Origin of the sequence: Methylobacterium sp. E-066, assembly GCF_022829635.1 — a bacterium.
Taxonomy (GTDB): domain Bacteria; phylum Pseudomonadota; class Alphaproteobacteria; order Rhizobiales; family Beijerinckiaceae; genus Methylobacterium.
The window spans coordinates 1-23814 of sequence record NZ_JAKSYO010000140.1 but is presented as its reverse complement, the minus strand read 5'-3'; the positions used below and the strand labels follow the sequence as shown (position 1 = coordinate 23814).

22 protein-coding genes and 1 pseudogene are annotated in these 23814 nt (G+C 69.9%); 12 read left to right on the top strand and 11 right to left on the bottom strand.

Annotated elements, in window-relative coordinates:
* Positions 1-143 precede the first annotated feature (143 nt).
* Positions 144-2195: pseudogene (gene parE / locus MKL20_RS19910) on the bottom strand (DNA topoisomerase IV subunit B); the annotation flags it as partial.
* A 335-nt stretch (positions 2196-2530) separates the two neighbouring features.
* Between parE and MKL20_RS19905 the strand changes: the two are divergent.
* On the top strand, positions 2531-2719 hold the full coding sequence (locus MKL20_RS19905; protein ID WP_243951580.1) for a hypothetical protein: 189 nt from the start codon (positions 2531-2533) through the stop codon (positions 2717-2719).
* 24 nt (positions 2720-2743) lie between these two features.
* Here MKL20_RS19905 and topA read toward each other — a convergent pair whose 3' ends face one another.
* From topA to MKL20_RS19890, 3 genes are all read right to left on the bottom strand, one after another.
* Positions 2744-5446, bottom strand: a complete 2703-nt coding sequence (topA, locus tag MKL20_RS19900) for a type I DNA topoisomerase (protein ID WP_244038126.1) — start codon at positions 5444-5446, stop codon at positions 2744-2746.
* A gap of 247 nt (positions 5447-5693) precedes the next feature.
* Entirely contained in the window at positions 5694-6644 is a 951-nt protein-coding gene (locus tag MKL20_RS19895; protein WP_244038125.1) for a molybdopterin-dependent oxidoreductase, read from the bottom strand.
* A complete protein-coding gene (locus MKL20_RS19890; RefSeq protein ID WP_244038127.1) occupies positions 6641-7504 on the bottom strand; it encodes a cytochrome b/b6 domain-containing protein in 864 nt (287 codons plus the stop codon). The genes MKL20_RS19895 and MKL20_RS19890 overlap by 4 nt, the downstream gene beginning before the upstream one ends.
* Before the next feature lie 183 nt (positions 7505-7687).
* On the opposite strand from MKL20_RS19890, the gene MKL20_RS19885 reads away from it, so the two are divergent.
* The 3 genes from MKL20_RS19885 to coaA all read left to right on the top strand — a co-directional run bounded on the left by MKL20_RS19885 (position 7688) and on the right by coaA (position 10091).
* Positions 7688-8635 (top strand): aspartate carbamoyltransferase catalytic subunit, encoded by a 948-nt coding sequence (locus tag MKL20_RS19885; protein ID WP_243962051.1) that lies wholly within the window; start codon positions 7688-7690, stop codon positions 8633-8635.
* A 146-nt stretch (positions 8636-8781) separates the two neighbouring features.
* The gene (locus MKL20_RS19880) at positions 8782-9105 is read left to right on the top strand and encodes a phosphoribosyl-ATP diphosphatase (RefSeq protein ID WP_244025721.1); all 324 of its coding nucleotides are present in this window, start codon (positions 8782-8784) and stop codon (positions 9103-9105) included.
* Positions 9102-10091: a type I pantothenate kinase gene (gene coaA, locus MKL20_RS19875; protein ID WP_243962047.1), complete on the top strand. Its 990-nt coding sequence runs from the start codon at positions 9102-9104 to the stop codon at positions 10089-10091. Before MKL20_RS19880 ends, coaA begins: the two co-directional genes overlap by 4 nt.
* A gap of 156 nt (positions 10092-10247) precedes the next feature.
* Here coaA and thpR read toward each other — a convergent pair whose 3' ends face one another.
* Both thpR and MKL20_RS19865 read right to left on the bottom strand, forming a co-directional pair.
* Positions 10248-10787: an RNA 2',3'-cyclic phosphodiesterase gene (gene thpR, locus MKL20_RS19870; protein WP_244038124.1), complete on the bottom strand. Its 540-nt coding sequence runs from the start codon at positions 10785-10787 to the stop codon at positions 10248-10250.
* Positions 10787-11386, bottom strand: a complete 600-nt coding sequence (locus tag MKL20_RS19865) for an arylesterase (protein ID WP_313902741.1) — start codon at positions 11384-11386, stop codon at positions 10787-10789. Before MKL20_RS19865 ends, thpR begins: the two co-directional genes overlap by 1 nt.
* A 189-nt stretch (positions 11387-11575) precedes the next feature.
* Here MKL20_RS19865 and MKL20_RS19860 point away from each other — a divergent pair, with 189 nt between their 5' ends.
* The 4 genes from MKL20_RS19860 to MKL20_RS19845 all read left to right on the top strand — a co-directional run bounded on the left by MKL20_RS19860 (position 11576) and on the right by MKL20_RS19845 (position 16941).
* Positions 11576-12277, top strand: a complete 702-nt coding sequence (locus tag MKL20_RS19860; protein WP_409568174.1) for an ABC transporter ATP-binding protein — start codon at positions 11576-11578, stop codon at positions 12275-12277.
* On the top strand, positions 12277-14856 hold the full coding sequence (locus MKL20_RS19855) for an ABC transporter permease (RefSeq protein WP_244038122.1): 2580 nt from the start codon (positions 12277-12279) through the stop codon (positions 14854-14856). The genes MKL20_RS19860 and MKL20_RS19855 overlap by 1 nt, the downstream gene beginning before the upstream one ends.
* A gap of 318 nt (positions 14857-15174) precedes the next feature.
* Positions 15175-15951 carry a Bax inhibitor-1/YccA family protein gene (locus MKL20_RS19850; protein ID WP_244038121.1) on the top strand — a complete coding sequence of 259 codons (777 nt, stop codon included), beginning with the start codon at positions 15175-15177 and terminating at the stop codon, positions 15949-15951.
* Positions 15952-16047: 96 nt separating this feature from the next.
* Positions 16048-16941: a dihydrodipicolinate synthase family protein gene (locus MKL20_RS19845; protein WP_244038120.1), complete on the top strand. Its 894-nt coding sequence runs from the start codon at positions 16048-16050 to the stop codon at positions 16939-16941.
* 358 nt (positions 16942-17299) lie between these two features.
* Here the strand turns inward: MKL20_RS19845 and MKL20_RS19840 are convergent, their stop codons facing one another.
* Positions 17300-17674 carry a DUF2794 domain-containing protein gene (locus MKL20_RS19840; RefSeq protein ID WP_244038119.1) on the bottom strand — a complete coding sequence of 125 codons (375 nt, stop codon included), beginning with the start codon at positions 17672-17674 and terminating at the stop codon, positions 17300-17302.
* A gap of 378 nt (positions 17675-18052) precedes the next feature.
* Here MKL20_RS19840 and bluB point away from each other — a divergent pair, with 378 nt between their 5' ends.
* Together bluB and MKL20_RS19830 are read left to right on the top strand one after the other, a co-directional pair.
* Complete coding sequence (gene bluB, locus MKL20_RS19835) at positions 18053-18706, top strand: 5,6-dimethylbenzimidazole synthase (RefSeq protein ID WP_244038118.1); 654 nt, start codon at positions 18053-18055, stop codon at positions 18704-18706.
* A 252-nt stretch (positions 18707-18958) separates the two neighbouring features.
* Positions 18959-19465, top strand: a complete 507-nt coding sequence (locus MKL20_RS19830; protein WP_243962017.1) for a L,D-transpeptidase — start codon at positions 18959-18961, stop codon at positions 19463-19465.
* Positions 19466-19471: 6 nt separating this feature from the next.
* On the opposite strand, the gene MKL20_RS19825 is transcribed toward MKL20_RS19830, so the two are convergent.
* The 3 genes from MKL20_RS19825 to MKL20_RS19815 are packed head-to-tail and all read right to left on the bottom strand — an operon-like array spanning position 19472 to position 20604.
* Complete coding sequence (locus MKL20_RS19825; RefSeq protein WP_244038117.1) at positions 19472-19885, bottom strand: HEPN domain-containing protein; 414 nt, start codon at positions 19883-19885, stop codon at positions 19472-19474.
* Positions 19882-20238, bottom strand: coding sequence for a nucleotidyltransferase domain-containing protein (locus MKL20_RS19820; RefSeq protein WP_244038116.1), 357 nt, complete (start codon positions 20236-20238; stop codon positions 19882-19884). The genes MKL20_RS19825 and MKL20_RS19820 overlap by 4 nt, the downstream gene beginning before the upstream one ends.
* 57 nt (positions 20239-20295) lie before the next feature.
* The gene (locus tag MKL20_RS19815; protein ID WP_244038115.1) at positions 20296-20604 is read right to left on the bottom strand and encodes a cupin domain-containing protein; all 309 of its coding nucleotides are present in this window, start codon (positions 20602-20604) and stop codon (positions 20296-20298) included.
* Between the two features lie 208 nt (positions 20605-20812).
* Between MKL20_RS19815 and MKL20_RS19810 the strand changes: the two genes are divergently transcribed.
* Positions 20813-21823 (top strand): 2-keto-3-deoxygluconate permease, encoded by a 1011-nt coding sequence (locus tag MKL20_RS19810; protein WP_244038114.1) that lies wholly within the window; start codon positions 20813-20815, stop codon positions 21821-21823.
* A gap of 14 nt (positions 21824-21837) precedes the next feature.
* Here MKL20_RS19810 and MKL20_RS19805 read toward each other — a convergent pair whose 3' ends face one another.
* Entirely contained in the window at positions 21838-22059 is a 222-nt protein-coding gene (locus MKL20_RS19805) for a DUF1674 domain-containing protein (protein ID WP_244038113.1), read from the bottom strand.
* Positions 22060-22116: 57 nt separating this feature from the next.
* Here MKL20_RS19805 and MKL20_RS19800 point away from each other — a divergent pair, with 57 nt between their 5' ends.
* Positions 22117-23496, top strand: a complete 1380-nt coding sequence (locus MKL20_RS19800) for an RsmB/NOP family class I SAM-dependent RNA methyltransferase (RefSeq protein ID WP_244038112.1) — start codon at positions 22117-22119, stop codon at positions 23494-23496.
* The last annotated feature ends 318 nt before the right edge of the window (positions 23497-23814 follow it).

Below are 23814 nucleotides of genomic sequence, written 5' to 3'. Positions count from 1 at the left end.
GCGGGAGCGCTATATCGATGCGTACCTCAACAGCGACAATTTATTCTCACCCGCACCGTGTCCGTTCGACTTTCAGGACGGCCTTTCCGTTCTGGAAGGCGCGCTCGCCATCGGGCGGCAAGCCGACCCGCTCGGCGCGGTCCCAGATCGACCCCGTCGGCGAAGGCCGCGCGCTCGCTGATGAAGGCGAAGCGGGCCTCCGGCTTGTTGCCCATCAGGCGCTCTACCGTGTCGCCGGTGGATTCCCTTGCCTCGTCGAGGATCGCGACCCGGAGCAGCGTGCGCTTCTTCGGGTCCATCGTGGTCTCCTTGAGCTGGGCCGGCATCATCTCGCCCAGGCCCTTGAAGCGGCCGATCTCGACCTTGCCGCCCTTGAACACCGTCTTGGTGATCCGCTCCCGGTCGGCGTCGTCCCGCGCATAGGCCACCTTCGAGCCCTGCTGCAGCCGGTAGAGCGGCGGGATCGCCAGGTAGAGATGGCCGCGGTCGATCAGCTTCGGCATCTGCCGGTAGAAGAACGTGATCAGCAGCGAGGCGATATGGGCGCCGTCGACGTCGGCGTCCGTCATGATGATCACCTTGTCGTAGCGCAGATCCGCCTCCCGGAAGGCCGAGCCGGTGCCGCAGCCGAGCGCCAGCGTCAGGTCCGAGATCAGCTGGTTGGCGCCGAGCTTGTCCCGGGACGCCGAGGCGACGTTGAGGATCTTGCCGCGCAGGGGCAGGATCGCCTGGGTGGTCCGGTCGCGGGCCTGCTTGGCCGAGCCGCCGGCGGAATCGCCCTCGACGATGAAGATCTCGGAGCCGGCGGTGCCGGCGGCCGAGCAGTCGGCCAGCTTGCCGGGCAGGCGCAGCTTGCGGGTCGCACTCTTGCGGGCGACCTCCTTCTCCTGGCGCCGGCGCAGCCGCTCCTCGGCCCGGTCGATCACCCAGTCCAGCAGCTTGTTGGCCTGGGCCGGGGAGGCGGCCAGCCAATGGTCGAAGGCGTCGCGCACCGCCGTCTCGACGATGCGCTGGGCCTCCACGGTGGCGAGCTTGTCCTTGGTCTGGCCCTGGAATTCCGGCTCGCGGATGAACACAGACATCATCGACGCGCAGGTCGCCATCACGTCGTCTGTGGTCACCGCCGTCATGCGCTTGGCCTGGTTCACGCGCTCGGCGTGCTCGCGCAGGCCCCGCAGCAGCGCGACCCGCAGGCCGGCCTCGTGGGTGCCGCCCTCCGGCGTCGGGATGGTGTTGCAGTAGGAATGCGAGAAGCCGTCCTCGGCGACCATCCAGGCCACCGCCCATTCGAGCGAGCCGTGGGAGCCGGGCTTGGTCACCTTGCCGGTGAACATCGCCTCGGTGACCAGTTCCTTGCCCTCGATGTCCCGGGCCAGGTAGTCGCGCAGGCCGTCCGGGAACCGGTGCACCGCCTCGGCCGGCACGCCTTCGAGGCCTTCGAGGAGGGCCGGGGCGCAGCGCCAGCGGATCTCGACGCCGCCGAACAGGTAGGCCTTGGAGCGCGCCATCTTGAACAGGCGGCGCGGGTCGAACTTCAGCGAGCCGAAGATCTCGGCATCGGGGTGGAACCGCACCCGGGTACCGCGCCGGTTCTGCACCCGGCCGACCAGCTCCAGCGCCCCCTGCGCGTGGCCGCGCGAAAAGGTCTGGCGGTAGAGGGTCTGGTTGCGGGCGACCTCGACCTCGAGGACGTCGGACAGGGCGTTGACCACCGAGATGCCGACGCCGTGCAGGCCGCCGGAGGTCTCGTAGACTTTCGAGTCGAACTTTCCGCCGGCGTGCAGCGTCGTCATGATGACTTCGAGCGCCGATTTGCCGGGGAATTTCGGGTGCGGGTCCACCGGGATGCCGCGGCCGTTGTCGGTGATCACCAGGGAGCCGGATTCCTCCAGCTCGACCTCGATGAAGCTCGCATGGCCGGCCACGGCCTCGTCCATGGAATTGTCGATCACCTCGGCGAAGAGGTGATGCAGCGCCCGCTCGTCGGTGCCGCCGATATACATGCCCGGCCGGCGCCGGACCGGCTCCAGGCCCTCCAGCACCTCGATGTCGGAGGCGGTGTAACCGGCCTCGGGCTCGGCCGCCGCGATGGTCGGGACCGAGGCCGATTCCGCGAGCCGCCGCCGCGGCTCCGTCGGGCGCGGGGCAGGGGGCTTGCTACCAGGCCCGAACAGGTCGCGCGCCGGATCGCTCACGCGCGGCCTCCGCGAACGCGGCGCATCGGCCGGCTCGGTGTTGGGCGGACGGGCGTTCGATCGTGCAGCATGCGCCTTCATCCCCGCATCATAGCGGAACAAAACAGAAACATCTAGAGCGTCCGGTGCGTCGCCGAACCGCCCCACCATCGCATGCTGCGCCGCCACGAGCGAGGGGCGCAGCCTACGCCCGGCGGTCTCTCGCGACGGCTGCCGTCATCACGACGTTGCACAACGGTGAGTTAACGCTTCCTCGCCGTCCCGGATCGGAACCGGATGGCTCCGTCCGCGTTTGGTCGGAAAAGAACTTGACCGTGGTCAGGGAGCCGCCGTCGATGAGCAACGCCGCGATCGAGGCCCGCCGCCTCACCCTGATCCGTTTCGAGCATGCCGCCGGCACCGCCTTCGGGTGCGACGAGGAAGCGGTGACCGCACCGCAATCCCGCCTGCTCGTGGCCTCCGCGACCGTCGCCATCGCGACCTTCGCCACCGCCCTGGCGGCGACAATCAGCTACCTGGTCTGACCGTCGTCGATCAGGCGACCGGTCTCAGCCGGCGCCCGATTTTTTGGCGGGCGCCTTCTTGGCCGCGGGGCTCTTGGCCGCCGCCGGCTTCTTGGCAGCCGTCTTCTTCGCCACCGACTTTTCGCCGGCCGCCGCCCGCGCCGGAGCCTTGCGCGCCGAGCTGCGCTTGGCCGGCTTGCCGCCACCTGAGGCGCGCTTCGCGTTCACCAGCGCGATCGCCTCGTCGAGGGTCAGCGCCTCGGCATTCATGGTCTTGGGCAGCGTCGCGTTGACCTCGCCGTCGGTGACGTAGGGGCCGTACTTGCCGGCCTTGACCACCAAGTCGCGCCCGCTCGTCTCGTCCTTGCCGAGCGGCCGACCCGGATCGGCGGCCGGGCGGCCGCGACCGCCGCCCTGCTCCTTGGCGACGATCAGATCGATGGCGCGGTTCGCCCCGATCTCGAGCACGTCGTCGTCCTTGCCGAGATTGGCGTACATCTTCCCGTGCTGCACGTAGGGACCGAACCGGCCGAGATTGGCCAGGATCGGCTCGCCGGTCTCGGGGTGGCGCGCCACCTCGCGCGGCAGCGCCAGCAGGGCCAGCGCCTTGTCCAGATCGACCGAAGACGGCGAGAGCCCCTTCGGCAGCGACGAGCGCTTCGGTTTCGCCGCATCCTTCTCGGTGGAGGCCTCGCCGAGCTGGACGAAGGGCCCGAACCGCCCGTCGCGGATCGTCACCGGCATCCCGGTCACGGGGTCGTTGCCCAGCACCCGGACGCCCGGCTGGCCGCCCTCCGCCGAGGAGCCATCACCGTCGCCATCGACCCCCGAGGCCGAGAGCTGGCGCGTATACTTGCACTCCGGATAGTTCGAGCAACCGATGAAGGCGCCGAACTTGCCGAGCTTCAGCGAGAGCTGACCGGTGCCGCAGACCGTGCAGGTGCGCGGGTTCGAGCCGTCACCCTTGTCGGGGAAGATGTGCGGGCCGAGCAGGCCGTTGAGCGCCTCGAGCACGTCGGTGACGCGCAGCTCCTTGGTCTCGCCGATCGCCGCGGAAAAGTCCTTCCAGAAATCGCGCAGCACCGCCCGCCAGTCGATCTCGGCATTGGAGACCCGATCGAGCTGGCCTTCGAGGTCGGCGGTGAAATCGTACTCGACGTAACGCCGGAAGAAACTTTCCAGGAAGCCCGTGACCAGGCGCCCCTTGTCCTCCGGCTGCAGACGTTTCTTTTCAATTCTCACATATTCGCGGTCGCGCAGGGTCTGGAGCACGGCCGCGTAGGTCGAGGGTCGGCCGATGCCGAGTTCCTCCATGCGCTTGACCAGGCTCGCCTCGGAATAGCGCGGCGGCGGCTCGGTGAAGTGCTGGGTCGAGGTGATGCGCTCGCGGGTGAGCGGATCGCCGGCCTTCATCGGCGGCAGGCGCTTGCTTTCCTCGTCCTCCTCGTCGTCCTTGCCCTCCTGATAGAGGGCGAGGAAGCCGTCGAACTTCACGACTTGGCCGGTGGCGCGCAGGTCGATCCGGCGCGGGCCGACATTGGCCGTGACGTCCACGGTGGTGCGCTCCAGCTCGGCCGATTCCATCTGGCTCGCCATGGTGCGGGTCCAGATCAGGTCGTAGAGCTTGGCCTGCTCCGGCTCGAGATGGCGCGCCACCAGCTTGGGCAGGCGGCTCATGTCGGTCGGGCGCACGGCCTCGTGGGCCTCCTGCGCGTTCTTCGCCTTGACGCTGTACTTGCGCGGCACGTCCGGGACGTAGCGGTCGCCGAACTCCTTGCCGATGACCTTCCGGGTGTCCTGGATCGCCTCCGGCGCCATGTCGACGCCGTCGGTTCGCATGTAGGTGATGATGCCGACCGTCTCGCCGCCGACATCGACGCCCTCGTAGAGGCGCTGCGCGACCCGCATGGTCTGCGCCGGTGCCATCCCGAGTTTTCGCGAGGCTTCCTGCTGCAACGTCGAGGTGGTGAAGGGCGGCTGCGGGTGGCGCTTGGCCGGCTTCGCCTCGACGCTCGCCACCTGGAAGGTCGCGAGTTCGAGGTCGCGCTTGAACGCGGCCGCCTCGTCGCCGGTGCCGACATCGAGCCGCTGAATCCGCTTGCCGTCGGCCCCGACCAGGCGCGCCTCGAAGGTCGCGCCGTCCGTGGTGGTGAGCGTCGCGACGATCGACCAGTACTCGCGCGGCTTGAAGCTCTCGATCTCCATCTCGCGCTCGACCACGAGCCGCAGCGCCACCGACTGCACGCGGCCAGCCGAACGGGCGCCGGGCAGCTTGCGCCACAGCACCGGCGAGAGGTTGAAGCCGACGAGATAATCCAGCGCCCGGCGCGCCAGGTAGGCGTCGACCAGCGCCTGGTCGATCTCGCGCGGCTTGCGCATCGCCGCCTCGACCGAGGCCTTGGTGATGGCGTTGAAGGTCACGCGCTCGACCGGGATGCCTTTGAGCGCCTTGCGGGCGTTCAGCGCCTCCAGGACGTGCCAGGAGATCGCCTCGCCCTCGCGATCCGGGTCGGTCGCCAGGATCAGCTTGTCGGCGCCCTTGACCGCCTTGGCGATCTCGCTGACGCGGCTGGCGCCACGGTCTGCGAGCTCCCAGACCATGTGGAAATCCTGCTCGGGATCGACCGAACCGTCCTTGGCCGGCAGGTCGCGGATATGCCCGAAGGAGGCGATCACCTCATAGTCGCGGCCAAGATACTTATTGATCGTCTTGGCTTTGGCCGGCGACTCGACGACGACGACTTTCATTCAGACCTCTGCCCCTCGACGGAGCCTGGGCGCGACGGACGAATTCTGTTCGAAATTCGCGTGGGACGAGTGCCCGCCGTCGGGCCGGGGCCGCGCGCCGGGGACAAGTGGGTTACGAGGGGCGGGTTGTCAAATGGCGCCGGTCGCCGAACGGGCCGCCGGGCGCTGTCGTCTGCGGCGCGCGAATCCGACAGGATTGCGGATCGAAGGCGATTATCGACGACTCGGCTGGCTTGCCTCGCCCGGCTCAAATCCCAGCGTACCACTCGTAGCCGCGATCCTCCCAGTAGCCGCCGGCGCCCTGGCCGAAGCCCGACAGCGACTCCACGAGCTCGACCCGCATCACGTATTTGGCCTGCTTGTAGCCGAGCTGGCGCTCCACCCGGAGGCGCAGGGGGGCGCCGTTCGAGACCGGCAGCGGCTTGCCGTTGAGGTCGTAGGCCAGGATCGTCTGCGGGTTGAAGGCATCGAACAGGTCGATGCTCTCATAGTAGCGGATCGGCGTGCGCTGATCCTCGGGCGCCTCCGGCTCCGGCATACCCTGGCCCCAATCGTCCTTGGGCGCGTCGTCCTTGGCCGGGGCGCCGCCCCAATCCTCGGCGGCGGCGAGTTGGATAAAGCCGTCGCGGACATTGCCCGGATGCTCGGGGCGCCACAGGGAGGCGCCGTCGCCGCCTTCGAGACCGCCGCCGGCATATTCCAGCGTGTCGGCGCAGTGGAACACGGCGTAGCGCGCCTGCGGCTTCAGCCCGGCCCGGTTCAAGAGCTCGGCCAGCGGCACGCCGGACCATTGGCCGATGCAGCTCCAGCCCTCGACGCAATCGTGGCGGGTGATCTGGGTGCGGCCCGGCAGCCCGCGCAGATCCGCCAGGCTGAGCGACAGCGGCGTCTGCACCAGCCCGTCGACCGTGAGCTTGAAATCCGAAAACTTCTTCGCCGCCAGGGCGCGGAATTCCCGGTCCGGCGGGTCGATGGTGCCGTTCGGCTTGAACCAGGGCGAGATCATCGCGGCGGGGAATTCCCGGGCGAGAGTCGCGGGGGACATCAGGAGGCGCTGGACGAACAGGTTGGCATCCTCGCCGACCTTGAGGGTGCGGCGCCCGGTCTCCGTCCCGGCGAAGCGGTCGCAGCCGCCGAGCAGGGCGGTTCCGGCGAGCCCTGCGCCGGCGGTGATCAGCTTGCGGCGGTGCAGGATCATCGCGCGGTCTCCTTCTCGGGACGGCCGAGGCTGAACCAGCCGGTGAGCATGCCGCGCATGTTGTTGACGAAGCCGGAGACCAGCACCAGCACCACGTGGACGACCACGAACAGCACCAGCAGCCCGGCGGCGATGAAATGGATGCTGCGCGCCGATTGCCGCCCGCCGAACAGCTCCGGCAGCCAAGGCCAGGCCGCGTCGACCCCGGGGGACATGGCGAGCCCGGCCAGCACCATGGCAGGCAGCAGGCCCAGCACCACGACGAGATAGGTGAGCTTCTGGATGACGTTGTAGCGCTTGGCCTCCTCGCCTTCGGGGAAGCGCAGCAGCAGGTGTTCCTTCACCGAGCCGCCGAAGTCGCGGATCTGATCACCGTCCGGGATCAGCCGGCGGCGGAGCTGGCCGCTGAACAGCCCGTAGAGCAGATAGACCACACCGTTGATCACCAAAAACCACGCGAACAGGAAGTGCCAGCGCCGACCCGTGGTGAGGTCCTGATCCGCCGGGAGGGTCGCCCAGGACGGGAAGGCGCGGTCCACCGTACCATCACCCTCCCGGGACAGGCCCAGCACCCCGGTGGTGTCGAAGCTGTGCGACCCGACCGTCACGACGCCGCGATTCGTGCCGTCGCGTCCCTGCTCGCTGGTGATCGCCAGGGCGGGATCATCGAAGGTCGAGACCGCGCCCCAGTATAGAGCCGGGTGCGCGTTGAAGATCTGCAGGCCGCTCATCAGCAGCACCAGCAGCACCACGGCGTTGATCCAGTGCGCCACCCGGATCACCGCGGGATGGCGGTAGAACCAGCGACGCCCCGAGGCGTCGACGGTCTCGGGGGCTTCGCGCGCGGGGGTCGCGTCCAGGCGTTCGGTACTCAAGCGTGCGTCTCGCGAGGGTCGTGGCGATGCGGATGCCGCTGATACGTGGCGCAGACGCGCAAGTTACCAACCGATGAAAAAAGGCCGCAGGCATAGGCCATGAAAAGGGCCGCAGGCGCTTGCCCGCCTTGCCCGGATGCCACGCCGGACCTACACCCCCGTCTCATCATGACGAGTCCCGCGCCTCCGGCCTTCCCGCACCGGCACCTCCTCGGCATCGAGGGGCTGACCCGGCCCGACATCGAGACGCTGCTCGACGCGGCCGAGGCCGCCGTCGACATCTCCCGGCAGGTCGAGAAGAAGCGCACGACGCTCCGGGGCCGCACCCAGATCAACCTGTTCTTCGAGCCCTCGACCCGGACGCAATCCTCCTTCGAGCTCGCTGGCAAACGGCTCGGCGCCGACGTGATGAACATGTCGGTGGCCTCGTCCTCGGTGAAGAAGGGCGAGACCCTGATCGACACCGCCGCGACGCTCAACGCGATGCGGCCGGACATCATCGTGGTCCGTCACGAATCGGCCGGCGCCGTGCATCTGCTCGCCCGCAAGGTCGATTGCGCGGTGGTCAATGCCGGCGACGGCGCGCACGAGCACCCGACCCAGGCGCTCCTCGACGCGCTGACCATCCGCCGCAACAAGGGCCGGATCGAGGGCCTTCAGGTCGCGATCTGCGGCGACGTCCTGCACTCGCGGGTGGCGCGCTCGAACATCATCCTGCTGCAGGCGATGGGCGCACGGGTGCGCCTGATCGCCCCCTCGACGCTGCTGCCCGCCGGGATCGCGCGGTTCGGCGTCGAGACCTTCACGGACATGCGCAAAGGCCTGGACGGCTGCGACATCGTCATGATGCTGCGCCTCCAGCGCGAGCGCATGAACGGCTCGTTCGTGCCCTCCGTGAAGGAGTACTTTCGCTATTTCGGCCTGGACGGCGAGAAGCTGGCGCTCGCCAAGCCCGACGCCCTGGTGATGCATCCGGGCCCGATGAACCGCGGCGTCGAGATTTCTTCCGAGATCGCCGACGGCGCGCAGTCGCTGATCCGCGAGCAGGTCGAGATGGGGGTGGCGGTGCGCATGGCCGTGCTGGAGGCGCTGGCCCGGCACCTGCCGAACGGCTGAATACGACCTCCGAATCAGGTTTAAGTCGGACAAAGCCGCCCCGCCTTCACCTGCGCTGCTTGCCCGCGGGGCGGCCGTAGCGCAGTTTCCTGCCGAATACGGCCTCGGCCGAACCCTCAAGGCCGACCTCACATGCAGATCGCTTCATGACCGCCTACACGCTCGCCGACCTCGCCAAGCTCGTCGCGAGCCGCGCCGGAACCGACCCGGAGACCTCCTACACGGCCAAGCTCCTGTCCGAGGGGCCCGCCAAGGCGGCCAAAAAGCTCGGCGAGGAGGCCGTGGAGGCGGCCATCGCGGCCGTGCAGGGCGACAAGACCGGCCTGCGCAACGAGGCCGCGGACGTGCTCTACCACCTCTTAGTCCTGCTCCGGGCCGGGGGCGTCGAGCTCGACGCCGTGATGGCGGAGCTGGAGCGCCGCACCGCCCAGAGCGGGATCGCCGAGAAGGCCGCGAGGCGCCACGCGTGAACGCGGCCGCGCTGCCGGGCTCGGTCGAGGCGATCCTCGACGCATCGGACCGGCTCTCGCCCTATCGCCGCTTCAGCCGCGAGGAATGGGCGCAGCTGCGCGCCGACACGCCGCTGACGCTGAAGGCCGAGGATATCGAGCGGCTGCAATCGATCAACGACCCGATCTCGGTCGAGGAGGTGGTGGCGATCTACCTGCCGCTGTCGCGGCTGCTCTCGCTCTACGTCGCGGCGACGCAAGGCCTGTTCAAGGCGACGCAGCGCTTCCTGCTGGCTGAGCGCGAGACCAAGGCCCCCTACATTATCGGGCTGGCCGGATCGGTGGCGGTGGGCAAGTCGACCACCGCCCGCATCCTGGCGGCGCTGCTGGCGCGCTGGCCCAACACCCCGAAGGTCGACCTCGTCACCACCGACGGCTTCCTGCTGCCCAATGCCGAGCTGACCGCCAACGGCATCATGGAGCGCAAGGGTTTTCCGGAGAGCTACGACACCGCCGCGCTGCTGCGCTTCCTCCACGACGTGAAGGCCGGCCACAAGCACGTGACCGCGCCGCTCTACTCGCACCTCGTCTACGACCGGGTGCCCGGGGAGGAGCGCGTGGTGGAGAGCCCCGACATCCTGATCGTCGAGGGCCTGAACGTGCTCCAGCCCGCCCGCCTGCCGCGGGACGGCACCGCGATCCCGTTCGTATCCGACTTCTTCGACTTCTCGATCTATCTCGACGGCCACGAGGACGACCTGCACCGCTGGTACGTCACTCGCTTCATGCGCCTGCGTCAGACCGCGTTCCGCGACCCGCGCTCCTACTTCCGGAAATACGCCGAGGTGCCCGAGCGCGAGGCCCTGGACATCGCCGACCGGCTCTGGACGACGATCAACCTGCCGAACCTGCGCGAGAATATCTTGCCCACGCGCCAGCGCGCGAGCCTGATCCTGACCAAGGGCGCGAGCCACCGGATCGAGAGCGTGGCTCTGCGGCGGCTGTAGGTCCATTCCGGGCATCCAACCCGACGCCCTCATCCTGAGGTGCCCGCGCCAGCGGGCCTCGAAGGAGCCCTCCAGACGACACCGCGATCTCTGGATCCCTCCTTCGAGGCCGCTCCGCGGCACCTCAGGATGAGGTGGTGGGTTGGAGTGTAGGCGTTATACGAACGGAAGCTCCGCCTCCGCCAGATACGGCCCGCCCCCAGTCGATTCCTTAGCCGAGAACACCGTCACACGATCGACCACGAAAGAAAGCGGCGCGAAGGCTGGAGCTTGCGAGAGATACATCGCAACCGCCTCCGGGCTGGCCTCACGCTTCAGGCGGGCCAGGGTGACGTGCGGGGTGAACTTTCTGCGTTCCGGCTCGATCCCGGCCCGGCGCACCAGCCGCTCCTGCTCGGCCTGGAGATCGATCAGCTCCGGACTCGGGACCACCGAGGCGTAGAGCGCCCGCGGCCTGTCGCCGCCGAAGATGCCGAGCCCGTCGAGGGTCACCGTCAGGGCAGGGCGCACCCGCATCTCGGCCATCGCCTCCAGCACGTCCTCGGCCACGGGAATCGCGACATCGCCGAGGAACCGCAGGGTGACGTGGTAATCGCGGGGCTCGATCCAGCGCGCCCCCGGCAGGCCGCCCCGGTAGATCCGCAGCGCGTCCGCGACCTCGGGCGGCACGGCGAGCCCCGTGAACAGGCGCGGCACTACCGCGCCGCCCCCTGCCGGAGGCCCCCCAAAAAAGTTTCGATCGTGGGGAGGATCCGGGTCGCGATGGTCTCGACGCCCTGCCGGTTCGGGTGCAGCCCGTCATCGAGGTGCTGGGCCCGGTCGCCGACGATCCCGTCGAGGAAGAACGGGTAGAGGATCAGGTCGTAGCGCTTGGCCAGCGTCGGGAAGATCGCGTCGAACCGCGCCTTGTAGTCTGGGCCGAGATTGGGCGCGGCCTGCATGCCGGCGAGCAGCACCGGGATGCCCCGGGCCTTGAGCCGCTCGATGATCGCCGCGAGCGCCCCCTCGGTGACCTTCGGGTCGGTGCCCCGCAGCATGTCGTTGGCGCCGAGTTCGAGGATGACCCCGGCCGTCCCGTCCGGCACCGACCAGTCGACCCGGTCGAGGCCGCCGGTTGCGGTGTCGCCGGAGACGCCGGCATTGGCGATCGTCACGTCCGCGCCCTTGGCCTTGAGCAGGCGCTCCAGCACGGTCGGAAAGGCGGCCTCCGACGGCAGGCGATAGCCGGCCGTGAGGCTGTCGCCGAGGGCGACGAGCTTGATCGGGCCACCGGGCGCGGCGTGACTCTCTGTCATGAAAGGGACCATCAGACCCGCTAGCGCTGCGACAAACAGGGCCGCCAGTCGGGCTCGGCGAACGCCGTCATGGCGCGGCCCCAATGCGCCCCCCATATCGCGCTGCATCAACGGCCCGTGCAGCCAAGTTTGAAGCCAAGTCAGGACCTCGCGCGCCATGCTCGTCATCGCCCACAGATCGTCCGCCCCGTGAGCCACGACAAGGTGCTGCGCGAGCCGGCGATCGCGTTGTCCGCCATCGATCTCAGCCTCGGCCGCGGCGCCGCCCGGGTCCACGTCCTGCGCGGCATCTCGCTCAGCGTCGATCGCGGCGAGGCGGTGGGGCTGGTCGGCCCCTCGGGCTCGGGCAAGTCGACCCTGCTGATGGTGATGGCCGGGCTGGAGCGGCCGGATTCCGGCGGCGTGGTGATCGAGGACACCGACCTCGCCCGCCTCGACGAGGACGCGCTCGCCCGCTTCCGGGGCCGACGCATCGGCATCGTGTTCCAGGCCTTCCACCTGGTCCCGACCATGACGGCGCTGGAAAACGTCGCGCTGCCGCTGGAACTCGCGGACCGGCCCGGCGCCCTGGAGCGCGCCCGCGCCGAGCTGGAGGCGGTCGGCCTCGGGCACCGGCTGCACCATTACCCGGCGCAGCTCTCGGGCGGCGAGCAGCAGCGCGTCGCCATCGCCCGGGCGGTCGCCCCCGATCCGGCGATCCTGGTAGCCGACGAGCCCACCGGCAATCTCGACGAGGCCACCGGCCGCCAGATCGTCGACCTGCTGTTCCGTCTGAAGCGCGACCGCGGCGCCACCCTGGTCCTGGTGACCCACGACAACAGCCTCGCCCGCCTGTGCGACCGCACCGTGCGCCTGCGCTCGGGCCGGATCGAGGAGGCGGTGAGCGCCTGATGCACGGCACGGTCACCCGCCCCGAACCTTCCCCCCGTCGCATCCCGCTCACTCTGCGCCTGGCGGTGCGCGAATTGCGCGCCGGCCTGTCCGGCTTCGGGGTGTTCCTCGCCTGCATCGCGCTCGGCGTCGCGGCGATCGCCGGCGTGGCCTCGATCTCGCGTTCGCTCTCCGACGGCCTCGGCCGGGAGGGGCGGCGGATCCTCGGGGGCGATCTCGCCTACAACCTGATCAACCGCGAGGCGACCGACCCGGAGCGGCAGGCCCTGTCACGCGAGGGCCGGGTCGATGCCGTGGCGTCCCTGCGCGCCATGGCGGTGGCGGGCGGCGGCGATGCCGCGTTGGTCGAGCTGAAGGCCGTCGACCCCGCGACCTACCCGGCGGCCGGCGAGCTCGTCACCGATCCGCCGGGCCGGCTCGCCGACCTGCTCGCCGAGCGCGACGGGGCGCCTGGCGCGCTCGCGGACCCGGCCCTGCTCACCCGCCTCGACGTGAAAGTCGGCGACCGCATCGCCTTGGCCGGCCATGATGTCGCGATCCGCGGCACCCTCACGTCCGAGCCCGACAAGATCGCCGGCGGCATCGGCTTCGGCCCGCGGCTGATGATCTCGGAGCCGACCCTGCGGGCGACCGGCCTGGTCCAGCCGGGCAGCCTCAACCGCTGGAGCTACCGCATCGTCCTGCCGAAGGACGCCGCCCAGGATGCCGATCTCGACGCCGCGCAGGCTCGGATCCGCACGGCGACCCCGGAGGCCGGCTGGGAGATCCGGTCACGCACCAACGCCGATCCGCGCTTTTCCAAGAGCATCGAGCGATTCACCCAGTTCCTGACCCTGGTCGGGCTGACCGCGCTGATCGTCGGCGGGGTCGGCGTCGGCAACGCGGTCCACGCCTTCGTGGAGCGCAAGCGCCCCTCGATCGCCACGCTCAAGAGTGTCGGCGCGCCGGGCTCGCAGGTGGTCGCCCTCTACCTCACCCAGGTGATGCTGATCGCCGGGATCGGCACGGTGATCGGCCTCGCGATCGGCGCGAGCCTGCCGTTCCTGCTGGACGCGCTGTTCTCCGCCGATCTGCCCCTGCCGCTGAACCCGACGCTGGCCCCGGGCGAACTGGCGCTCGCCGCCGCCTACGGGCTGCTCACCGCTTTCGCGTTCGCGATCACGCCGCTCGGCCGTGCCCACGACGTACCGGTCTCGGGCCTGTTCCGCGACACGGTCGATCCCGCCCGGGTCAGCCCGCGCTGGCGCTACCGGATCTGGCTGGCCCTCAGCCTCGCCGCCCTGGTCGGCCTGTCGGTCGGGACGGCCTTCGACCGGCGGGTGGCGCTGATCTTCATCGCGGCCGCGGCCATCGCCTTCGCGCTGCTGCACGGGGTGGCGCTCGGCCTGATGGCGCTCGCCCGCCGCCTGCCGCATCCGCGCTGGCCGGCGCCCCGGATGGCGCTGGCGAATCTCCACCGGCCGGGGGCGCTGACCCCCGCCATCGTCCTGTCGCTCGGCCTCGGCGTGACGCTGCTGGTCACCCTCAGCCTGATCGATGCCAATGTCCGCCGGACGATCAGCGCGACCCTGCCGGCGCGGGCGCCGAACCTGTTCTTCCTCGACATCCCGTCCCGCGATGCGGCCGAGTTCCGGGCGTTCCTGGCGCGCTCGGCCCCCAACGGCAAGATCGAGGACGTGCCGATGATGCGCGGCCGGATCGTCGCCCTGAACGGCGTGCCAGCCAACAAGATCCGCCCCCCGGAGGATGCCGCCTGGGTCCTCGACGGCGACCGGGGCATCACCTACGGCGACACGGTGCCGGAGGGCTCGACCCTCACCGAGGGGGCGTGGTGGAGCGCCGAGCAGGGCGCCAAGCCCCTGGTCTCGTTCGAGGCCGAGCTCGCGCGCCAGCTCGGGCTGAAAGTCGGCGACACCGTCACCGTCAACGTGCTCGGGCGCGACCTCACCGCGACGATCTTCAACTTGCGCCGGGTGGAGTGGCGCAACCTCGGCATCAACTTCGTGATGGTGTTCTCGCCGGGCACCTTCCGCGGCGCGCCGCACTCCGACCTCGCCACCCTGTCGCTCCCGGGCGGCACCGATCCGGGCGCCGAGAACCGCATCCTGCGGGATGTGGCAAAAACCTTTCCGTCGGTGAGCGCCGTGCGGGTCAAGGACGCGCTGGACGCGATCGGCGACCTCGTCGGCCGCCTGGTCCTGGCGATCCGCGGGGCGAGCGCCGTGGCGGTGCTGGCGAGCTTGTTCGTGCTGGCCGGCGCCATCGCGGCGGGCCATCGGGCGCGCCTCTACGACGCCGTCGTGCTCAAGGTGCTCGGCGCCAGCCGGGCGCGGCTGCTCTCGGCCTACGCGATCGAGTACGCGGCTCTGGGGCTCGCCACCGCTCTGTTCGGCCTCGCCGCCGGCAGCCTCGCCGGCTGGGTAATCGTCGCGAAGGTCATGCATCTCGACTTCCGCCTCGACCTGTCCGGGGCGCTGGTCGCCGCATTGGCCGCGGTGGCGCTGGCGATCCTGATCGGGCTGGCCGGCACCTGGCGCATCCTCGGCCAGAAGCCGGCGCCGTATCTCCGGCAGATCTAGCGCCCAGTCTTCGCGGCCCCGCCTCCGGTCGCGGCGGATGGTTAAGACTTGGCTTCCGAGACAACGAACGGACGGGCGCCGGGCAACCACCAGTCGAAGGCGGGGCCGTGAACGCAGGAATCCATTTTAATCCCTGACTTCATGGACAAAAATACATCGTCCGGAACCGGAAAAGCGCCCCCGCAACCGTGGCCGGGGACTTGTGCGGGCGGCGGCCGCGCAACATATTCGTGTCCGAGGCGCCAGACTGGCGCCAGAGGTCCTGCGTGGGCCTCGCCCGAAACACCACGCTGAGAGAGCCTCCGCGAGGAAACTCCCATGGCATTTGAAAATAGCCCCTTCCGGTACGGCGCTCAGCAGCCGTCCGGTTACGCCGGCGCCGGCAGCCAGGTCCAGGTCGATCAGGGCCTGCGCACCTTCATGCTCGGCGTCTACAACAACATGGTCGTCGGGCTCGGCATCTCCGGCCTCGTCGCCCTCGGCCTGAACTTGGCGTCGGTCGCGGCCTATCAGGGCTCGCGCCCGATCCTGACCCCTTTCGGCCAGACCCTGTACCAGAGCCCGCTCAAGTGGGTCCTGATGCTCGCCCCGCTCGCGTTCATCTTCGTCTTCTCGATGCGGATGGACCGGATGTCGGCCTCGTCGGCCCGGACGATGTTCTGGGCCTTCGCGGCGGTGATGGGCGCCTCGATGTCGTCGCTCCTCCTGGTCTTCACCGGGGCGAGCGTGATTCAGGTGTTCTTCATCACGGCGGCGGCGTTCGGTTCGCTGAGCCTGTACGGCTACACGACCAAGCGCAGCCTGTCGGGCATGGGCTCGTTCCTGATGATGGGCCTGATCGGCATCATCCTCGCGTCGCTGGTGAACATCTTCTTTGCGTCGTCGGCCCTGCAGTTCGCCATCTCGGTGCTTGGCGTGCTGATCTTCGCGGGGCTGACCGCCTACGACACCCAGAAGCTCAAGGAGATGTATCTCTCCAGCAGCTTCGACGGTGAGATGGCGGCCAAGATGTCGGTCAACGGCGCCCTGACCCTCTATCTCGACTTCATCAACATGTTCCAGTTCCTGCTCAGTCTGATCGGCGACCGCCGCTAAGCCCCGCACGAACCCGGACTTCCGGAAACCCCGGCGGGAAACCGCCGGGGTTTCTTTTTGTCTGTACCGATGCCGTCCGCGCGCTATCGTGCCGCCATGCAAGCGATCTCGGGTCTCTCCGCCTTTCCGATCACCCCGAGCGACGCCGAGGGCCGCGTCGACGAAGCGGGTTTGCGCCGGCTGCTGGAGCGGCTCGCAGACGCGAAGGTCGATTCGATTGGCCTGCTCGGCAGCACCGGGACCTACGCCTACCTGTCCCGGGAGGAGCGCCGCCGCGCCGTGGCCATCGCCGCGGAGACGGTGGACGGCCGGGTGCCGATCCTGGTCGGGATCGGGGCGCTGCGCACCGACGCGGCGATCCGGCTGGCCCGGGACGCTGCGGCGGCCGGCGCCGATGCGGGCCTGCTGGCGCCGGTCTCCTACACGCCCCTCACCGACGAGGAGGTGTTCCGGCACTTCGAAGCCGTGGCGGGGGAGGGCGGCCTGCCGCTGGTGATCTACGACAACCCTGCGACCACGCATTTCCGGTTCTCACCGGCCCTGATCGGCCGGATCGCGCGCCTTCCGGGCGTCGTGGCGGCCAAGTGCCCCGCGCCGGAGCCGTCCGCCGCGGAGGCCGGTGTCGCCGCTCTCGGCGGAGCAGTGCCGGCGGGTTTCCCCGTCGGGTTCAGCGGCGACTGGAACGTGACCGAAGCGCTGATCGCCGGCGGCATGACGTGGTTCAGCGTGGCGGGCGGCCTGTTCCCGAAAACCTGCCTGGCGATCACCCGCGCCGTCCAGGCGGGCGACGCGGCGCAGGCCCGGGCGCTGAACGCCGCGCTCGCACCGCTCTGGACCTTGTTCAAGGCCCATTCGAGCCTGCGGGTGGTCTACGCCCTGGCCGACCATCTCGGCCTCTGCCGCGCCGAGCCGCCGCGGCCGATCCTGCCGCTGCCGCCGGAAATCCGAGCGGAGATTTTTGCGACTGTCCGGTCCTTGAGCCTCGCCTGACGCGATCCCGAAGCCGGCCTTTTCATGCTGTTTGGATTGGGCTGTGATCGAGACGTTTCACCGCAAGGGCTACGGATCTACACAGGTTTGAAGCACAACCGCTGTTGCAGGCCGCGACGCGCCCCCTCTTCCGTGCGGGAGAGGGTTGGGGTGAGGGACTAGGTCTTTCCGGAGAAGTTGCATCCCTCACCCTGTCCCTCTCCCGCACGCGAGAGGGGACCCGCGTCTTCCGCACCCACGGCATGATCACGGCTACGGCCGAAACCTGTGTAACTCGTAGCCGCAAGGGGGAGGAGACCGCGTCGCGTCGCGCCCGAAGCGCCGCGCCAAGCACCTTGAGAGGGCTGGCCCCGAAGCCTCACACCGCCCGCGGCGGCGGCTCCAGCACGGCGAGCACCCGGGCTAGCTCGGTCCCGCGCTTCATCACCAGCCCGCTGGCGGCGATCACCGCGTAGGCGCCCTGGCGGCGGGCGAGCTTCGGGTCCTTCTCGATCCGGTAGAGCGGCATCTCGGAGCTGCGGCGGTAGATCGAGAACACCGCCTTGTCCCGGCGGAAATCCATGGCGTAGTCGCGCCACTCGCCCGCGGCGACCTGCCGGCCGTAGAGGTTGAAGATCGTGCGCAGCTCGTCCCGGTTGAAGGCGATCTGCGGGGGTTCCGCACGGGCGGGGAACGGAATGACATGGCCCGCCGCTTCCTCGGGCCTCGACCCCGCGCTCGTCCGCTCCGTCATCGTCGCTCCGTGGCACCCATGCTTTGCCGGATGATGGCCCCCGCCGCCGCGCCCCGCAAGGGTGGCCCGGGCGAAGCGCCGTGTCGCCCACGACACAGCCTAGCAGCAAAAAACATGGTTCCGCCCGATTTGCGCCTTTTGCGAGCCGCGTTGCGGCAGTACAACAGCAGCTGAACCTCGCCGGCTCCTGCCCGGCCAGCGGCCGTTACCCAGCTCCCCAGCCTTCGGTCACCGGTCGGGATCCCAGAATTCGGCACTCCGAGGTTTCGAGACCCAATGACTTCAGGCCGCCCCTTCGGGCGGCCTTTTTTCATGGTCCGCCATGCGGCATCCCCGGCCGGACGGTTTTCGTCCTCCCGTTTGCCGTCGGATGCGCGTATGGCGGGCCGCATCATGGGTCCGCCCGCCTTCGACGACAGCTTCATCCAGGCCCTCGACACGCTGTTCGCGTGGCGCCGCGACGTGCGCCGGTTCCGGCCGGACGCCATCGATCCGGATCATCTGCGGGCCTGCCTGGCCGCGGCGCACCGGGCGCCATCGGTAGGCAACAGCCGGCCCTGGCGATTCGTGCGCGTGTCCGACCCGGCCCGGCGCGCCGCCATCGCGAAAAACTTCTCCCGCTGCAACGCAGCCGCCGCCGAGGGCTACGACGCGGCGCGCGCCGCCCGCTACCGGGCGCTCAAGCTCGCCGGCCTGAACGAGGCGCCGGAGCATCTGGCCGTCTTCTGCGACGACGCCACCGAGACCGGCCTCGGCCTCGGCCGGGCCAGCATGCCGGAGACCCTGGCCTATTCGGTGGTCGGGGCCGTGCAGTGCTTCTGGCTGGCCGCCCGGGCGCGCGGGCTCGGGGTCGGCTGGGTCTCGATCCTGGAGCCGGCCCGCGTCACCGAAATCCTGGCCGTACCGGAGACGTGGCGGCTCGTCGCCTATCTCTGCGTCGGCCATCCGGTCGAGGAGCATCGCGACCCGGAACTGGAGCGCCACGGCTGGCAGGCCGAAGACCTCCGCGGGGCGGCATTGGTCGAGCGCTAGAGCGCTTGCCGCCGACGGAGATACCGGTCCGGCGTCAGCGAGCACGCCGGGACAAAGGCTGTGAGCCCTTGCCGACCCGAACTCGGTTAGCCACGGCTTTAAGCAGTCGAACCACGGAGTTTACGCAACTCCTTTACCCTCCCCAAGACTTCCCGGGATGGGTGGCCCGTCAACCATAGCTTTTCCTGGAACGGCAAGCGCGGCCGTGGATTACTGGCCCGCATACGCTCACGCTTGTCGAGGAAGTCGGTGATGTCGGGTCGGTTGGCTTTATTCGGACTGGCCGGCGCGATGCTGGCGGGTTGCTTGGGGGCGGCCCAGGCGCGGGAGGTGGTGCCGTTCCAGAACGGCGTCGCACCGGGCTCGGTGGTGATCAGCGTGTCCCAGCGCAAGCTCTACCTGGTAAACGGCGACGGCACGGCGATCCGCTACCCCGTGGCGGTGGGACGGCCCGGCAAGCAATGGTTCGGCACCGCCGCGATCGACGGAAAATACGTCGCCCCCGCATGGTCGCCCCCGGCCGAGGTCAAGCGCGACAACCCGCGGCTGCCGAACCTCATCGCCGGCGGCTCGCCGAGCAACCCGATGGGCGCCGCCGCCATGACGCTCGCGGGCGGCGAATACGCGATCCACGGCACCAACCGCCCGAACTCGGTCGGCACCTACGCATCCTATGGCTGCATCCGGATGTACAACCAGGACGTGGTCGATCTCTACGCCCGGGTCGATGTCGGCGCGCAGGTCTACATGACGCGGTAGGACTGATCAGAAGACGTTGATGACCTGACGTGCCACCGCGTCGACAAACGCCTCGGCCGCATCGAGGTGGCGTTCGAGTTCGCTTTTGGCCGGTAGCGGCTCGGCGGTGAGCGGATCATCCGCGGGGTACCGGAAGGCGGTCGCCCACGGTGTCAATCCGGCCAGTTGCTGTGCCTGCGCATGGAAGGGACTGGAACTCGGGATGAGCCTGGCCAGGGCATCGAGATCATGCCCGGCCCCCCGGCCACGCGGATACCGAATGCCTTCCGATACCAGGATCGCCTTGGCCGCCTTCTCGACAGCCTGATGAACGTGGAAGGCTGCATCCTCCAGCTCCGGAGGATCGAGAAGCAGCCGACGCGCCGAACGCGTATCCTGCTGTGCCTTCCTGACCCATTCGCGCGGATCCGATGCGCTCACGGCCGGGACTCTGCCGCTTTGTCGAACAGGACGATACCGTCCACAGCGACGTCATGCGCCAGCGCGTTGACGTCGCGACGGCTGGTCTCGAACACGCTCCTGCGCATTGGGACAACCTGGATCGAAGCGCCGAGATCGCGCACGGCCTGCCACAGGGAGACCGGCGTGTAGCGGCCGGGCGGGATGTCGTCGTCCAGCAGGACGCACAGGTCCCAGTCGCTGTCGTCGTCGTGGTCACCCCGGGCGCGGCTGCCGAACAGGATCACCCGCTCGACAGGCGCGATAGCGCGCAGACGCTCAATGGCCGCGGCGAGCGGCGGTAACAGCCTGTCCGGGGCAAGCGCATGGCTCATGATGCAAGTGTACAGCACGGAGCCGCAACGCGCACAGAGAGCCGATCGAAGTGCCCCCTACTTGGCCGGCGGCGCAGTCGCCTCCACCGCGGTAAAGGTCTCGAGGATCCGGTAGGTGTGCTCGGCGCCGGCCGGGACGCAGTACGAATCACCCGCCGCGAGCGCGACGGTCTCGCCGCTGACGACCAATTCGGCCCGGCCGCTGATCACGTAGCCCACGGTCTCGTGGGGCGAGGACGTCATCGGCTTGTCGGCGTTCGGCTCCTCGGCCCTCCACATCCGCATGCCGAGCCGCTCGCCCCGCGCCAGGGCGATCTCGCCGTGCGGTCCGGCGGCCGCGCCGTGGGCCGATACCTTCGTCGCCATCATAGCCTCCTGCTTGTGAACCAGCCCAACGGGGCCCGGCTCGCGACGTTCCGCGCCCGGTGTCGCGGCCTCGTCTTGACGCCTCCGGCCATGCGGCAACAGGATCGCGCACCGGTCCAAAGGCGCCCGACAGAGGCGTGGATCGGCGCGACGCCCGCGGATCCATCCAGGTCCAGCGCGTCGGCGAACGCACCGGAGGGAACGCGCCATGCAGATCAAGGCGGCGATCGACAGGATTCCCGGCGGCCTGATGCTGGTCCCGCTCCTGCTGGGCGCCCTGTGCAAGACGTTCACGCCCGGGGCGCCGGCCTATTTCAAGGGCTTTACGCAGGGCATCATGACCGGCGTGATCCCGATCCTGGCGGTCTGGTTCTTCTGCATGGGCGCGTCGGTCAGCCTGCGCGCGACGGGAACGGTGCTGCGCAAGTCCGGCACCCTCGTGCTGACCAAGCTGCTGTCGGCCTGGGCGATCGTGCTGGTCGCGTCGCTGTTCATCCCGCCCGAGGGCATCCAGACCGGGTTCTTCGCGGGCCTGTCGATCCTCGCGATCGTCTGCGCGATGGATATGACCAATGGCGGCCTCTACGCCTCCCTGATGCAGACCTACGGCAGCCGCGAGGAGGCCGGCGCCTTCATCCTGACTTCGATCGAGTCCGGCCCGCTGATGAGCATGATCATCCTCGGCGCCTCCGGGGCGGCCCATTTCGAGCCGCAGATCTTCGTCGGCGCGGTGCTGCCGTTCCTCGTCGGCTTCCTGCTCGGCAATCTCGATCCGAAGCTGCGCGCCCTGTTCGCGCCGGGTGGCCAGCTGATGATCCCGTTCTTCGCCTTCGCGCTCGGCAACACGGTCGACCTCAACAACCTGCTCTCGCCGCTGGCGGGGCTCGGGATCGTCCTGGCGCTGGCGGTGATCGTGCTCACCGGGATCCCGCTGATCCTCGCCGACAAGGCCATCGGGGGCGGCACCGGGACGGCGGGGCTCGCCGCCTCGTCCACCGCCGGCGCGGCCGCCGCCAACCCGCTGGCGATCGCGGCCGTGGCACCGCAATTCGCCCCGGCGGCGCAGACCGCCACCGTGCTGGTGACGATCTGCATCATCGTCACGTCGATCCTGGTGCCAATCCTGACCGGCCTCTGGTACCGGCGGTTCGGCGCGGGCGCCGCGGAGGCCCGGCCCGAGCCGCCGCCGGTGGTCTACGGCGGCGTCGCCGCCGAGTAGGCGCCCGGCGCGGCTCAGAAGTCGACCGCGAGTCCCTTCACTTCCCAATCCTGGTAGCGCACCGGCTCGAGGCCGCCGCGACCCAGATGCTCCGGCGCGGCGCGGATTGCCGCCGCGCGGGCGTCGATCGCGGCGCGGCGCTCGGCCGCCTCGGCCAGAGCGCGCTCCGCCGCGGGGCTGAGCGTGCGCTCGGTCGCCGCACCATCGGTCCCGTCATGTCCGTTCGGGTCTTGCATCGCGGTCGCTCGGGTGTGAGGGCGTAAGTCTGAGGATAATCGGGTTCAGGAGCAGAAGTGGCATCGCGGGACACAGGCCGCAACACGCGGGTCGAGACATCGACGGGTGCGACCACGCCCGACAGCGCGGGCCTCGGCGCCCGACGGGCCGCCATGCAGGTGGTGGCCGAGATGATCGGCCAGCAGCGCCCCCCGGCCCTCGACGAGTCCCTCGCGCTGGCGATCCGGGCCGAGGCGCTGAGCCCGGGCGACGCCGCCCTGGCCCGGGCCATCGCGGTGGCGACTTTCCGCCGCTACGGCCTGATCCGCGCCGCCCTGGCCGCCCGGCTGGAGCGCGGCCTGCCGGTGGAGAAGCCGCGGCTTACGGCGCTGCTCGCCACCGCGACCGCCCAGATCCTCGACCTCGCCATTCCCGATCACGCCGCCGTCGATTGCGCGGTGCGGCTCGCCAAGGGCGACAACAGGACGACCCATCTCGCCGGCCTCGTCAACGCGGTGCTGCGCCGGGTCGCCCGGGAGCGCGACGCGATCCTGGCCGAATCCGCCGATGCGCTTGCCGTCAACACGCCGGACTGGCTGGCAAGCCGCTGGACCGCGGCTTACGGGCCAGAGCGCGCCGGCGCCATCGCCCGGGCGCATCTGGCGGGTGCGGCAATCGACCTGACCCCACGCGGGGACGCGGCCGCCTGGGTCGAACCGCTCGGCGCCGTGCGGCTGCCGACCGGCTCCCTGCGGCTCCCGGAGAATGGGCCGGCGATCCCCGACCTGCCGGGCTTCCAGGAGGGCGCCTGGTGGGTACAGGACGCCGCCGCGGCGATCCCGGCCAGGCTGCTCGCCCCCGGGCCCGGCACCCGCGTGCTCGATCTTTGCGCCGCCCCGGGCGGCAAGACCATGCAGTTGGCCGCCACCGGTGCCCAGGTCACGGCCGTCGACCGCTCGGCGCCGCGGCTGGAGCGCCTGCGCGAGAACGTCACCCGGCTCGGCCTCGACGTCACCATCGCGGTGGCCGACGCCCTGGCCCTGGAGGCGCAGGACCACGACGCGGTGCTGCTCGACGCGCCCTGCTCGGCCACCGGCACGATCCGGCGCCATCCGGACGTGGCCTGGACCAAGTCGGAGGCCGACATCGCCCGCCTGGCGACGCTCCAGACAAAACTCCTCGACCACGCGGCCGGGCTGGTCCGCCTCGGCGGCCGGCTGGTCTACTGCACCTGCTCGCTGGAGCCGGAGGAGGGCGAGGCGCAGATCGCGGCCTTCCTCGCCCGTGACGCGCGCTACCGGCGCGTGCCGGTCCAGCCGGAGGAGGTCGGCGGCGCCACCGAGATGATCGACGGCAACGGCGATCTGCGCACCCTGCCGTGCCACCTGCCCGAGATCCCGGGCGCCCGCGGCGGCCTCGACGGATTCTTTGCGAGTCGGCTCGAACGGGTGGGGTGAGGCGGTCCCCTTATTGCTGCGCGCAAACGGATGGTTGAAGGGCTCTCCGCCGCCTTCGCCGTCATTGCGAGCGCAGCGAAGCAACCTAGGGCTGCGCGCGGTCTCTAGACGTAGCGTGGCTCTGGGTCGCTTCGCTGCGCTCGCGATGACGGAACACGCAAAACACACGACCTTACCCTTGACAATGTTCCTATTTTGTGCTCATTAGCCGCCACCTGTCCTTCGGTGCTTCGGGAGCGATCCCGGGGCACTCTTCGGGGGTCCGTGCGGTGGCTGACCGGCGGGTTCGGAGGGTGGGGCGGTGCCCGCGTCGGTGGC

Coding starts and splice junctions, on each gene's coding strand:
- MKL20_RS19880 (WP_244025721.1), top strand. CDS start 8,782: ATGACCGCCTACACGCTCGCCGACCTCGCCAAGCTCGTCGCGAGCCGC.
- MKL20_RS19865 (WP_313902741.1), bottom strand. CDS start 11,386: ATGACAGAGAGTCACGCCGCGCCCGGTGGCCCGATCAAGCTCGTCGCC.
- MKL20_RS19905 (WP_243951580.1), top strand. CDS start 2,531: ATGAGCAACGCCGCGATCGAGGCCCGCCGCCTCACCCTGATCCGTTTC.
- MKL20_RS19845 (WP_244038120.1), top strand. CDS start 16,048: ATGCAAGCGATCTCGGGTCTCTCCGCCTTTCCGATCACCCCGAGCGAC.
- bluB (WP_244038118.1), top strand. CDS start 18,053: ATGGCGGGCCGCATCATGGGTCCGCCCGCCTTCGACGACAGCTTCATC.
- MKL20_RS19855 (WP_244038122.1), top strand. CDS start 12,277: ATGCACGGCACGGTCACCCGCCCCGAACCTTCCCCCCGTCGCATCCCG.
- MKL20_RS19815 (WP_244038115.1), bottom strand. CDS start 20,604: ATGGCGACGAAGGTATCGGCCCACGGCGCGGCCGCCGGACCGCACGGC.
- MKL20_RS19830 (WP_243962017.1), top strand. CDS start 18,959: ATGTCGGGTCGGTTGGCTTTATTCGGACTGGCCGGCGCGATGCTGGCG.
- topA (WP_244038126.1), bottom strand. CDS start 5,446: ATGAAAGTCGTCGTCGTCGAGTCGCCGGCCAAAGCCAAGACGATCAAT.
- MKL20_RS19820 (WP_244038116.1), bottom strand. CDS start 20,238: ATGAGCCATGCGCTTGCCCCGGACAGGCTGTTACCGCCGCTCGCCGCG.
- MKL20_RS19840 (WP_244038119.1), bottom strand. CDS start 17,674: ATGACGGAGCGGACGAGCGCGGGGTCGAGGCCCGAGGAAGCGGCGGGC.
- MKL20_RS19885 (WP_243962051.1), top strand. CDS start 7,688: ATGACGAGTCCCGCGCCTCCGGCCTTCCCGCACCGGCACCTCCTCGGC.
- MKL20_RS19895 (WP_244038125.1), bottom strand. CDS start 6,644: ATGATCCTGCACCGCCGCAAGCTGATCACCGCCGGCGCAGGGCTCGCC.
- MKL20_RS19810 (WP_244038114.1), top strand. CDS start 20,813: ATGCAGATCAAGGCGGCGATCGACAGGATTCCCGGCGGCCTGATGCTG.
- MKL20_RS19805 (WP_244038113.1), bottom strand. CDS start 22,059: ATGCAAGACCCGAACGGACATGACGGGACCGATGGTGCGGCGACCGAG.
- MKL20_RS19850 (WP_244038121.1), top strand. CDS start 15,175: ATGGCATTTGAAAATAGCCCCTTCCGGTACGGCGCTCAGCAGCCGTCC.